This is a genomic window from Micromonospora sp. DT228 (assembly GCF_049841595.1).
GTDB lineage: Bacteria > Actinomycetota > Actinomycetes > Mycobacteriales > Micromonosporaceae > Micromonospora.
Window position 1 is genome coordinate 16,170 of record NZ_JBNCKO010000032.1, and the last position, 12,854, is coordinate 29,023.

Below are 12,854 nucleotides of genomic sequence, written 5' to 3' on the forward strand. Positions count from 1 at the left end.
GGGGGGGGGGGGGGGGGCGGCGGGGGGGGGGGGGGGGGGGGGGGGGGGGGGGGGGGGGGGGGGGGGCCGCGCGCCCCCCCCCCCCCCCCCACGGCACCAGTGGTCCGGCGCGGGATCGCACGGGGGACGACGATCCCGAGCAGCACAGACCTCCGGTGTACGCGGGCGGGAAAGCTGCCGACGTCTCGGGTCAACGCCTGCGTGCTCTCCTGCCGCGCGCTGGTCCGAGGTGAGCGGGCCGCCTGCACAGCACCCACCCCGAACCCGTCCACGCCAGCCTCGTGACGGCCGTCCTCACCGAACGGAGACTCGTCTGCTCCGGTCGCCCGCCTGTGAGCGGGAACCCGGAGCTGGCGATGGCGTCTGGCTGGCATGGCAACGACCTTGGCCGATGCCCACTGTCACCAGCTAGCCACCGGTGAGCGCCCCACGGTGGGCATCTCACCGTGAGATGGCCAGCTAGGGGGCCTGCGGCAGGGCGGACATCTTGCCAGGGGACGACTACTCTGCGCAGTATCCGCAGCCGGAGGAGGTGGCATCCATGCAGCGGGTCGTCAGACCGCAGTGGTGGCACGAGGGCACCTATCGCGGCGTCGCCATGCGCGTACACCTCGCCCGCCACGACATCGGAGCCGTCTTCGGCTTTCTCAAGGAACGGGGCTTCAGCTGGTCCTCGGTCGCGGCCGCGACGGGCTTGGGCGCCAGCCGTGTCTCAGAAATCGCCGCAGGCCGGCGCATCGTCACCGACTACGCCGTACTGGAGCGCATCGCCGAAGGGCTGCTTATCCCGCGCCACTACATGGGGCTCGCCCTCGACGACCACGCTCATCACTACCGGCAGAGAACGTCGATCGAGCCGGCCGGTGTCGTTGCCCCAGTCGACCCTCGCGAGTTGCTCGGCGTCGTCGCGAGCATCGCGGTAGGCGCCATACCCGCCGGCGTAGAGCGGTATTTGCCCAGCTCCCACGATGTTGCGGTCCCTGGTGCGGTCGGCCATGACGAGGTCGCCACCGTTCGAGCCGTGACCGCCTTTCACCGCCGGCTCGACGCTGCCGCCGGGGGAGGCCGGTGCCTGCAGTCCGCACGTGGCTACGTGGCATGGGCGACGCAGCTACTGCAGGTGAGGTGCACCGAGGGGGTGGCTGCCGCCCTGCACGACGCACTCGCCGAGCTGCACAACCTCGTCGGCTGGGTGGCGCACGATCTCGACGATCACGACATGGCGCGTCGGCATCTCACCCAAAGCCTCGTGCTGGCCCGACGGACTGACTCGCTGCCACTGCTGGCAAACACGCTGTACCGCCTCGGGCGGGTCAGCCTGCACCAGGAGCAGCCCGCAGAAGCATTGCAACTCTTCGGCCTTGGGCAGCTCGCGGCGCAGCAAGCCGCCTGTCATGCCAGCGTCGCCATGCTGCACGCCAACACCGCATGGGCCTACGCGCTCCTCGGCGCTGACCGCCAGGTCGTCGACAGTCTGGCCCGCGCAAGACGCGAACTTGATCAGACAGACCTGGACACCGCGCCGGCCTGGACTCACTTCGCGCTGACCGAGGCTGACGTCCATGGAATGTCCGCCGTCGTCTACTCCGCCCTGGCCCGTCACCCCGAGCACGTGCGGTACGTCGACCGCGCTGCCGAGCACTCCCACCAGGCAGTGCGGCTGCGCCGCCCGCAAGATCGTCGGTCGTACATCTTCGACACGATCTCGGTCGCCACGGCGAGTACTCTGGCCGGTGATCTCGCAACCGCTGGCGAGTACGGGATGAAGGCGGTGGGCCTGGTGGCGGATGGGATGCGATCAGCTCGTGTTAACGATCGCCTGAACGCACTTTGGGAGCTTGCCGCGCCGCAGGCCGCGCGGGAACCTGCGCTTGCTGTTCTCGGCAGCCGGATCGCGGAGCTTCAGGCGGACTGATGACTACCGCACTCAGCGATGCTGTCGCCGCTGAGCTCCATGGCCATTTGAGCGACGTCTGTGCGCAGATCGGCGTGGATCCGGATGGTGCCAGGCTCGTCAAGTACACGATGAACGCAGTCTTCGTGGCGCCTCCGTTCGTGATCCGACTTGCTGCCGGTCCCCATGCCGCGACGCTCGCCCGCCGGGTGGTGTCGGTGGCGGCATGTCTGGAGCAGGCCGGCATGCCTACCGTGCGGCTGGCCACCGGCGTGACAGCTCAGCCGATCTTTAGTGGGGACTGGGTCGCCAATGCGTGGCAGTACGTTCCGACTGCCAGCGACGAACCCAAGCCGGTGGACCTCGCTGCACCGCTCCGTGCGCTCCACAGCCTTGACGGGCTCGATGTAGCGCTGCCGCTCTGGTCGCCGATCGAGAAGTTCCGCCGGCGTCTCAACGCCGCCGGGGCGCTACCACCCAAGGAAGCCGCCGAGCTGGAGCGCTGGTCGAGGACGGAACTGGGGATCCCGGCAGCCAATCTGCTACGCGATCTTCACCGGCGTTGCGACGAGGTAGAAGAGGATCTCGATCGGGTCGCGTGGCGGCTGCCGCCGGCGGTCATCCACGGGGACGCGCACACGGGGAACATCCTCCTGCCGGCACCGCATGACGGTGCGATCGCCTGCTCGGAGCCTCTGCTCTGCGACTTGGACGGGATCTGCATTGGACCGCGGGAGTGGGATCTCGTGCCGACCGCCCACGGCGCTACCCGGTTCGGGCGCTCAGCCGCCGAATATCGAGGCTTCGTCGTTGCCTACGGGATCGATATCACCGCTTGGGCGGGTTGGTCGGTCCTGCGCCGCGTTCGGGAGCTGCAGCTGGTTACCAGCACCATCGACGCCCTTGCTGGCCGTCCCGACGTAGCTCGCGAGTTGGCGCATCGTCTTAGATCCCTGTTCTCCGACGACCTCAAGGCGACATGGCGTCGATACCGATAGTCCCCTGAGTACCTCGCCATCGGCCACGCGTAGCCAGCCAACGGACAGGAGACGTCGTGTCAGAGCGAGCTGGGAGTGGATTTCCGCAGCTGACGGGTTCAGCGTTGGAAGCGGTGCGTCACCGAGGTAGTCACCTCCAGATCATCGCCTCCGCGGGCGCAGGCAAGACAGAAGTTGTGTCTCAACGAGTCGTAGACCTCCTGGCCGACGACGTGGCTCCAGAAGCGATCGTCGCGTTCACCTTCACCGCGCGAGCGGCCGAGGAGCTCAAGAATCGCATCGTCCAGCGAGTCGAAGGACGCCTGGGCAAGGCAGCTCTCGACCGGTTGAACGGTCTGTTCGTCGGCACGATTCACGCCTTCTGCTTTCGCCTACTGCAGCAGCGGGTGCCTCGATACGAGACGTACGACGTACTTGATGACAACCAGCTCACGGCATTTCTCTCGCGAGAGGCGAACCGACTCGAGCTGCGCCAGCTCGATGCCGGGAACCGGCTCTTTGCGTCGATCGCGGCGTTCCTCAAGGCGGTCGACGTGGTCGAGAACGAGCTGCTCGACACTGATCCTTTGCCCGACCCGGTCAAGTCTGTCCTCGACAACTACTACGAGACCCTTGACCGCTATCGGCTGCTGACCTACGGCCAGCAGGTCGTTCGCGCCGTGCGGGAACTGGAGCGCCCGGCGTTTGCAGCCGAGATCAATACGACGCTGCGCCACCTGATCGTCGACGAGTACCAGGACGTCAACCCGGCGCAGGAACGGCTCATCGAGTTGCTGACCGGGCCGGAAGTGGAGCTGTGCGTCGTCGGTGACGACCAGCAGGCTATCTACCAATGGCGAGGCTCCGACGTTTCCAACATCGTGACGTTTCCGCAGCGTTACCCCGACGTGGCAACCTTCGAGATCACCGTTAACCGGCGCAGCCGTCCACAGATCATCGGCGTGGCCAATCGCTTCGCCGAGACAATCCCCGAACGCATTGACAAGCAAATGCTGTCCCACCGACCCTCCGCCGACAACCCGCAGCCGGAGGTCGTGGTGTGGACGGCCGAAACGGAGACCGAAGAGGCCGGCTGGATCGTCAGTTACATCCTCGACTTGGTCGACGACGGTGTGCCGCTGCGAGACATCGCTGTGCTCGTCCGAAGCAGGGCCGCGTACCCGCGCCTGGTGGAGCAGTTCGCCACCTTCGGCATCCCGGTGCAACCCGGAGGCCGCTCCGGGCTCTTCGACCAGCCGGAGGCGAGGGTTCTCGGCCGTACCTTCGCCTGGCTCGCCGACACCGAGTGGCGTGGCGCCTTCGGCACGGGCCAGCCGGTCGGAGACGCGGACCTGTTCGACGAGTACGAGCGGGTCTTCAACCTGTCGGGGCCTGCGCGGCGTCAGGTCGTTCGACTCCTCCGGGAATGGAAGGCCGCCGTACCGCGGACCAACCGCACCGCGAACCTGGTCGGCGAGTTGTACGAGCTGTACCTCGAGCTGGAGGTTCGAGGCTGGGACCTCACCGACGAGATGACCATCAACCGCCTCGGCACCCTGGCACGCTTCACGTCCCTGCTCGCCGATTACGAATCGGTCAGGCGCCGTGCCCGGCCCGACGCCGACGCACCCACCGAGCAGGTCGGCGGCCAAGACCGCGGCATGTGGTACTACCGGAACCTTGCGCTGCACATGGTCAACTACGCCCAGGGCGCCTACGAAGGCTTCGACGGAGAAGTGGACTTTGCTCTGGACGCTGTTGACCTGACGACCGTGCATCGCGCTAAGGGCCTGGAGTGGCCGGTGGTGTTCGTACCGTCGGTGACCGCCAGCCGATTCCCCTCCAGCCGGACGGGACAGCCCCAGTCGTGGCTTGTTCCTCGTGATCAATTCGACGCCGTGCGCTACGAGGGCTCGGACGCTGACGAGCGGCGTCTCTTCTACGTCGCGATGACCCGCGCACGAGATTGGCTTTCGATCTCGCGCCATGAGCGGGTGACGACGCGGCGGGTGGCGCGCAGCCCGTACCACCAGGAGATCGTGCAGGTTGAGGTAAAGCCGGAGAACGTCGCCTTCCCGCCCATCGAGAGCAGCGGACACGGCAGCGACGAGCCGATCTCGATGACCTACAGCCAGCTGGCGGCGTTCGTGGACTGTGGTCAGGCGTTCCGGCTACGGGAGCTGATCGGCTTCCAGCCGCGCCTGGCTACCGAGCTCGGTTACGGCAAGGCCGTACACCACGTCATGCGCGCAGTTGCTCAGGCGACGAAGGCCAGCGGCCGGGTGCCAGACGTGACTCAGATCGACGAGATCCTGAATGCAAGCTTCTTCCTGCCCACCGCCAACAAAGCCGCACACCGCCAGCTCCGGGACGCTGCCCGCCGGCTTGTCCTCGCGTACGCGACGCACCACGAAGCGGACCTGTACCGCATCTGGGAGACGGAGCGTCCCTTCGAGCTGCACCTCGACGGAGTCACCGTCGCCGGCCGGGCCGACGTGATCCTCGATAAGGAAGGTGGCATAACCAACGCCTTTGCGATCGTTGACTACAAGACCTCCACCTCGGCCGGCGAAGCTGAGTACGCCCTACAGCTTCAGGTCTACGCCGATGCTGCACGACGAGAAGGCCTCGACGTGCGTGCGGCGTACGTGCATGACCTCAAGGCTTCCGCTCGCCTTCCAGTCCTCGTAGATGCGGAGGCGGTGCAGCGGGCAGAGGCAGCGGTAACCGAGGCCGCCGCGCGCGTCAAGGCGCGCGACTACAAGCCAAACCCCGGTCCCCGCTGCCGCCGCTGCGAGGTACGTACCATCTGCGCGTCTGCCAGATGAACAGCGCCGTTAGACGGTGAAGACCTTCATCACCTCGTCGCCGTAGTCGTTGATCACCTTGACCGCGATCTTTCCGGTCTCCGGTCGGGCGAACGGCCGCGACTCGGTGCGGTAGAGGCTCTCCCAGACGTCCAGGTCGATATCCGCCTTGAGCGCCGCCTTCAACCGCCTGTACGGGTCCTGTCCACCGGTGAAGTAGCAGTGGCGGACGAAGAACGACTCACCGTTATAAGCCGTGTCGATCATCCACAGAGCGATCTGGTCGGTGTCGTTGCTGCGCAGCTCTCCGGTGTTCGGATCGTAGACATCGACCCCGTGCAGCAGCACCCGCAGCTCGTCGTCCTGGCGTTTCACCTCGATATCCGGCTCGCCGAAGACGGTGAACAGGTTGCCCGCTCCGGTCTTTTTGAGCTCCTCGCCCATCACCAAGTCGGCGTTCATCCGCACCAGCAGGACCGGTACTCGACCGAGCCGCCGCTCCGCGGCGACGTTGGCGAAGCCTTCCTCGGAGGTCACATAGTCGTCGTCGGCAGTACCGAGGACGGCTGGGTCGAAGGCGAAGGCCAGGACGCAGAGCAGGTCGACGTCTCGTGCGCGATTTGCCTCCCGCGCCGCGTCCTTGATGAACGATGGGCCGACGGTGCCGTACTGCGGGCCGATCGCTATGCCGACGCGCCCGGGTGTACCGCTGGCAGGGTCTTCGCGGATGCCCAACGCTTGAATGTAGGGAGAAGCGTAGGAATCGACTGAGCTGAACAGTAGTCGCTCGTTCCTGCGGCCGTTTTGAATGCCCGCAACGCGGAGGTTTCCAACCACCGATTGCTCGAAGTCTGCGCTCCCGCTCGTGGCTCCCTGATCATTCCCAGCGGTGGCTCCGGTGCCATCTACTGCGCTTCCAGCGAATGCTATCGAGCGATGGGGGGAAAGGCTTTCCACGGTGAAAGGCCCTGCTACCCGGACCTTACGCTTGTCTTCGATTGGATTGTCGTAAAGCAGTTCGTACTCGGCGTGCCGCTTGATCGCCGCTTCGATTTCTGTCCGGCTCATGCGCTCCTTAATGTCCGGGTTGTTTGCGATCGACTTTAGCGTGATGTGTTGAACACGTTCATACACGAACCCGTGTCGGATGTCGCCCGACGTCTCGGCGGGCGGAAGCGGGTTGCCGGACAACTTACCTTCCTTGGCGCGACCGTCGAGCGAGTCGGCGAGTAGGAACCAAGGGAACTGGTTGCCCATGATCCGCTGACGTGCCAGAGCGAGCGCGACCCTGGACGTGTCGATCGTGATCCACCGCCGCCCCCACTGCTCAGCTACAAAAGCAGTTGTGCCGGAACCGCAAGTGGGATCGAGTACGAGATCTCCCGGATCGGTCGTCATGAGCATGCATCGTTGGACCAGTGTAGTGGCGGTTTGAACCACGTAGATCTTCGGATCGGTGCGACTCTGAACGCTACCCGTGTCTGGCCAGACATTGCTTAATGGCACAGCAGGAAAATCCTCGAGATACCGGACATATCGGAGCGTCTTTCCTTGAGGCTTCACGCGCCCTGCCGCAACCAGGCGGGACATGCCTGGCTCGTTTGTCTTCCAACGGCTTTGCATGGTCGGCCGGAAGACTTCGCCGTCAACCTCGACAGGGAACCAGGATGCAGCGCCTTCCCCCTTGGCGCGCCCCTGGCTCTGGCTCATCAGATTGTCCAGCGTGTATTCGCGTCCATTAGAATCTCGCTGATCATATTTGGTTGCTCCCGCAGAGCCCAAGACCTTGGGGGCGTATAGCGGGCGGTACTTGACTTTATCCGCATCTTTCGCATACCAAAGAAGGAAAGACGAGGTCCCTGAGATGAAGCGCCCTGTCGCGCTAGTAGTGCTGGTGAATGTGATCAAACTTACGAAATTGCCACTTCCGAAGATTTCGTCCATCAACGACCGCACCAAGTGGACGTTCTCGTCGCCGATCTGGAGGAAGATGGACCCACTATCGGAAAGCAGCTCCCTAGCGACCGTGAGTCGGTCGCGCAGGTAGGTCAAATAGGAGTTGATGCCGTACTCCCACGTGTCGCGGAAGGCTTTAATCTGCTCGACCTCGCGGGTGGCGTCTTCGAGCTTGCCATCCTTGACGTCGCGCTTGCGGGCCGACACCTGCCAGTTGCTGCCGAACTTGATGCCATACGGCGGGTCGAGGTAAATCATCTGGACCTTGCCGCGGAGGCGCTCCCGCTCCGCGAGGCTCGCCATGACGTTTAGCGAGTCGCCCAGAATCATCCGGTTTGACCAGTTGGCTTCGTGCTGGTAAAAGTCGACCAGGTCGAGTTCGGGCAAGCCGTCGAAGGCGTCGAACAGGGTCAGCTCTGGCTCATCCTCCGGCCGTGCGGCGGTCTGGCGGAGGTTCTCGATGAGCACCCGTGGGTCGATCTTCTCCTGAATGTAGATCGGAGAAGCGTTGCCCTCGAGGTACTCCGCGAGGTCCTGCTCCTCCTTGCCGCGCCACGCGAGTTGAGGGCTGTAGAGAGGCCGCGGGTACTTGAAGACGAACGGGTTCTCGATCTCGGGGTCCACGAAATCGTGTGCGTCAGCGGTCGGCAGGTTCGCTCGCTTGTCGGTGTAGGTGATGGCGTTGACGGGGGTCGGCCCGGTGGCCTTCTTCCGCGGTGGCATAGGTGCGGGTTCCCTTCGCAGGATCAGGCGGGCAGTCCGATGATCGGCCGGTCGGTGTACAGGTTTTCGATGGCCGTGTGAAGCACGGCGTGCGCGTCGAAGGGGTTGCCAACCTCGATGTAACCCCAGCGTCCACAGTCGCCGGCGTTGTTGACGGCGGCGCACCACTGGTTCCGGGCGGTGTCGGCCTTGGCCCAGGTGGGGCCGGGCGACTTCCGCCCGCCGGAGACCTCGACGATGAGCGTGCGCTCGACGTCGCCCGGCTCGGTGACGAGCCGCACCAGGAAGTCCGGCACGTACTCGTGGCTACGGCCTTCGAATACATACGGGATGGTGAAGCCGAGTCGCTCGTTCTTGACGTACGAGTAGACCCGCTTGTCGCGCTCGAGCATCTCGGCGAGGGCCTCCTCCCAGGTATTTCCCCGCACCCCGTCCAGGACGACGTGGTTGAGGTGCGACTTCTCCGGCGGAGGATCCATGACTGCCTTGCGGGTCAGGTAGCGGACCTCATCCGTAGACCCCTCACCGTCCATGCGTCGGACGACCGGCATGAGTACCGCGGTGCGGTTGTCCTGCAGCCGGATGATCGAGGAGTAGACCTTCTCCGCGGCCCGGGCGCGCGCCTGTGTCAGCAGCAGGTGCCCCTTCGTCACCTCGGGGTCGGTCGTCACCCACTGCTCCAACCACTGCTTGCAGATGTCGACCAGTTGAGGGAACAGCCACGGCCGCTCCACGCCCGCGTGCGCTGCGAAGTACCGCTCCTCTTCGATCAGCCGCTTGGCGATCGAGTAGACGATGCGCTGGGGACGCGCGAGACGGATGTCCTCTAGGTCGATATCGCTGGCAGCGCCCACCACGCCCTGGTTCTGCACCCACAGGGCGACCTCGCGCTGGTCGAGGTGTAGCCGGGACTCGGCCGTGAAGTCGGCGTGCAGAGTCTCATCGGGCAGCTCGACGCGGTAGCCGTCCAGCTTCGGGAAGCGAATCGCGAGGTGCGACCGTTCGGGCAGCGCGCGGACCTCGACGGCCGGCCGGGTCAACTTTGGCTTCGGCATGACCCGGTCGCTGGGAATGAATGCGAACGGGACGCCGTACACCTCGGCGTACTCCGGCTCGAAGCGGCCCTCAGCGTTCACCGCGTAGCTGCGCCGGCGGAGTCCGCGCCCCACCACCTGCTCACAGAGCAGTTGGCTGCGGAACGGGCGTACGCCGAGGATGTGGGTGACAGTGTTGGCGTCCCAACCCTCCGTAAGCATCGCGACGGAGACGACGCAACGGATGTGCTCTCCCAACTTGCCCCTCTTGCCGATGGTGTTCATCGCCTCGCGCAGCAGATCACCGTCGGTGAGGGAGTCGACGTCGGCGCCGGGATCGCGTAGGCGGTAGGCCTGCTTGAACGCCTCGATTTCGCGAGCGGCGTCTTTGCGGAACTCCGGACCGAGCGGGGCTCCGGATTCCAGCGCTACGGAGTCGACCAAAATCGTCCTCTGACGGGGTGTCCATACGCCGTCATCGACATTGCTGAGCAATGGCAGATTGCCAGCCGCGAGTCGCGTCAACCCGTCGGGGTGCTCGACCTCGCGACCCGCGATCCAGTCGAAGACCCACTTGGAGACGATCGTGTTGGGGCACACCACGATCAGCACGGGCGGCGGTTCGCCGGCCGCTGCCAGGGTCTCGTCGTACCGTCGATGGTTCTGCTCGTAGCTCCGGTAGAGGCTGCGGAGGGCCCCTTCCAGCGTCTCCGGCATGACCCAGCCCTGCGGCCCGAAATCCGCGCCCTTGTTGCTCCGACGCTTTGGCAGCGGTGGCTTGATGTTGTCCCAGAGGTTGAGGTACACCGGCTGCCGGGTGGCCGCGTCGTCGTCGACGGGTACTCGCGGAATCTTGACGATGCCGGATTCGATGGCGTCCATCAGCGAAAAGTCGCTGACGACCCAGGGGAAGATGTAGCCCTCGTTGTAGCCAGAGCCCTTCAGGTAGTACGGCGTCGCCGAGAGGTCGAACACCGACTTAACCTTCGTCTTGCGGCTCAGATCCAACAGGCCGCGGAACCATACGCGGGCCTCACGATTGCGCTCCTCGTCTTCCCTGTCCACGTCGTCGTCGGGGTGTTCCAGAAGCTTGTCCTGATAGCAGTGGTGGGCCTCGTCATTGAGTACGACGATGCCACCCTCGGTGGAGCCGAAGGGCCGCAGCACCCGGTCGGCGACCATCTCCGGGGTCTCCCGGAAGGCATCGGGCATGTCCGGTCGTCCACCCCGCAGCAGCTTGCGGGTGTTGCTGGAGACGCCCTGGATTTCCTTGGCATCCCGGGGCAGGAAGGTGTGGTAGTTGACGACCTGGACCTGAGCCTGAAGCAGCGGTTCCCACAGGTCAGAAGGAATCAGGTCCCGCTCGCGGTAGTAGTTGTCGTCCCGTTCGGGGTGGAGGACGCCGAGGCGATCGCGGATTGTCACCCCCGGCGCCACCACGAGGAAGCGCTTGGCGAAGCGGGTGTCCCGTGGCGTCATCACCTTGTTGATGGTCTGCCAGGCGATCAGCATTGCCATGACCACCGTCTTGCCAGACCCCGTCGCCATCTTCAGACCGACCCGTGGCAAGCCGTCGTTATGTAGCCGATTCTCCGGCTCCAGGCGTCGGCGGTAATCGGCCGTGCCGTGACGCCCAGCGACCTCGGCGAGGAAGATCGCGGTCTCGACCGCCTCGCGCTGGCAGAACAGCACGGCGTCGTCCCGATGCGGACCGGGCGCCCAGTGGGCCAGCAGCTTCCTGGTGTACGGCGTGACGCCGTTCCAGTTGTTGGCGCGCCAGCGCTCCACGGCAAGCCGGATGTCATTGATCAGAGTGTTCGACTCACGCCGCTCACCGGTGACGTCGAAGTCGAAGGCCTGCTGAACCGCGTTCTTGCGTCCCTTCTTGCTGACTGGAACCGGGATGAAGGACTCGCTTGGCCGGCGACCGGGGAGGAGCTTGCCGGTGGGGCCGTGTTCACCGATCTCGAAGTAGTGCTCCGGCGGTTGATACGGCGAATTGATGATCGGATTGCTGAGGTCCGGGGTGAGCGTGGAAGGGTCTGGCATGTTGGCACCTTTGGTGGATGCTGGTTCAGGAACAAGCGTTAGCTGGAAGCGGGATCAGTGGCCGGAGATGCGGTGCCCTGCCAGGTGCGCGAGCACGGCTTGGTTCGCCTCCCAGCCGTCGGGGAACTTCACCGGCACGTTGAGGTGAACCGGCTCGCTCGACGGATGTGCATCGAGCAGTTCGGCAATCCCCGCCCGCGCCACTACGATGCAGGCCTGCCGGTGCCGAGACGTCAGCACGCAGAGCCGCCCCGATTCCAGGTGGAACGCGCTGGCGTCCCGCCGTCCCGACAGCGGGTGCAGCACGATCGTCACGTCGTACTCCCGGCCCTGCAGCCGGTTGGCGGTGTCGACGGTGACGTCTTCGCCGGCCGCGCCGAGCTGGTTGCGGATCGCGGCGACCTGGTCGCGGTGGGCGGCGCCGATCGCGATCCGAGCTGCGGTGACGGACGCGCCACTCGGTTCGCGTTCCGAGGTGGCGATCGCTCCCCGCTCCAGCACACGACGTGCCAGGGCTGCGCACGCCGCGACCGCCTCTGCATCGGTACGGAGCGTGTGCCGCGCCGGGAGCTCGTAGAGCCCCCACCCTGTCGCTGCGGCCGTTTCCACCGCCGCGTCGATCGGCCCGTGTCCGAATGCAGAAGTGGTGAACGACAGTGACCGCTCGCCAGGGTCTGTGCCGGCCCGGAACCCGGTGAAGGGGTAGAACGCCTGGGCCACCACCGGCGCTGCCGAGGGAGGCAGTCGCCACGACACCGGCAGCCGGTGCACCGGCAGGTCGGGGTTGTGCCGCAGCAGGGCCGCCACCGCGGACTGCATCGGGTCCCAGGTCAGCCCGGTCCAGCGCTCGGTGACGACGGTGGAGAAGGGGTCGAGTTGGCCGGGGTCGCCGACGAACAGTGCCCGTTCGAACCGGCCGGCCACGCGTAGCAGGGCGTCGGACCGCATCTGGTACGCCTCGTCGACGATTGCCCAGGGCCAGCAGCCGTCGGTCACCATGGCCCACTTCGCGGCCGTACCGATGATGACGGACGGACCACCGAGGTCGGCGACCTTGGCGGCGACCCGGACGGTGGCGTACTGCTTGATGCGGTCGGCCGCCACGTAGTCGGTTGCCGAGAGCCGCCCGATGTGCAGGTCGGGTGCCTTCTGCGCCAGGCGGTCGACCAGGTCGTCGACCTGCTCGTTGGTCTGCGCGATCACGATCAGCGCCTCGCCGGCGCGGGCGATTTCGGCGGCGGCGCGGACGACGAGGGTCGACTTACCGGCCCCTGGCGGCGAGTCGACCACGACGCCGTCGTGCAGGCCGGAGCGCAGGTCGGCCAGCACCTCGGCGATGACCCGCTCGGCCTGGACCGACGGCGAGGCCAGCTCGGCGGTCCCAGTCATGCCTGCCCGTCCCGTCGCTCGTGGC

6 protein-coding genes are annotated in these 12,854 nt (G+C 65.8%); 3 read left to right on the top strand and 3 right to left on the bottom strand.

The annotated features are described in order from the left end of the window. Positions 1 to 541 precede the first annotated feature (541 nt). The 3 genes from ACLQ29_RS34320 to ACLQ29_RS34330 are packed head-to-tail and all read left to right on the top strand — an operon-like array spanning position 542 to position 5,699. Complete coding sequence (locus ACLQ29_RS34320) at positions 542 to 1,915, top strand: tetratricopeptide repeat protein (RefSeq protein ID WP_425775524.1); 1,374 nt, start codon at positions 542 to 544, stop codon at positions 1,913 to 1,915. Beyond that, positions 1,915 to 2,892 (top strand): phosphotransferase, encoded by a 978-nt coding sequence (locus tag ACLQ29_RS34325; protein WP_425775525.1) that lies wholly within the window; start codon positions 1,915 to 1,917, stop codon positions 2,890 to 2,892. The genes ACLQ29_RS34320 and ACLQ29_RS34325 overlap by 1 nt, the downstream gene beginning before the upstream one ends. A 56-nt stretch (positions 2,893 to 2,948) precedes the next feature. Continuing rightward, positions 2,949 to 5,699 carry an ATP-dependent helicase gene (locus ACLQ29_RS34330; RefSeq protein WP_425775526.1) on the top strand — a complete coding sequence of 917 codons (2,751 nt, stop codon included), beginning with the start codon at positions 2,949 to 2,951 and terminating at the stop codon, positions 5,697 to 5,699. Positions 5,700 to 5,708: 9 nt separating this feature from the next. Here the strand turns inward: ACLQ29_RS34330 and ACLQ29_RS34335 are convergent, their stop codons facing one another. Genes ACLQ29_RS34335 through ACLQ29_RS34345 form a run of 3 tightly spaced genes read right to left on the bottom strand, consistent with a single transcriptional unit; the run spans position 5,709 to position 12,829 of the window. Continuing rightward, the gene (locus ACLQ29_RS34335) at positions 5,709 to 8,357 is read right to left on the bottom strand and encodes a site-specific DNA-methyltransferase (protein ID WP_425775527.1); all 2,649 of its coding nucleotides are present in this window, start codon (positions 8,355 to 8,357) and stop codon (positions 5,709 to 5,711) included. A 23-nt stretch (positions 8,358 to 8,380) separates the two neighbouring features. Next, positions 8,381 to 11,440: a BPTD_3080 family restriction endonuclease gene (locus ACLQ29_RS34340; RefSeq protein ID WP_425775528.1), complete on the bottom strand. Its 3,060-nt coding sequence runs from the start codon at positions 11,438 to 11,440 to the stop codon at positions 8,381 to 8,383. A 54-nt stretch (positions 11,441 to 11,494) separates the two neighbouring features. Then, the gene (locus ACLQ29_RS34345) at positions 11,495 to 12,829 is read right to left on the bottom strand and encodes an AAA domain-containing protein (RefSeq protein ID WP_425775530.1); all 1,335 of its coding nucleotides are present in this window, start codon (positions 12,827 to 12,829) and stop codon (positions 11,495 to 11,497) included. Positions 12,830 to 12,854: the final 25 nt, after the last annotated feature.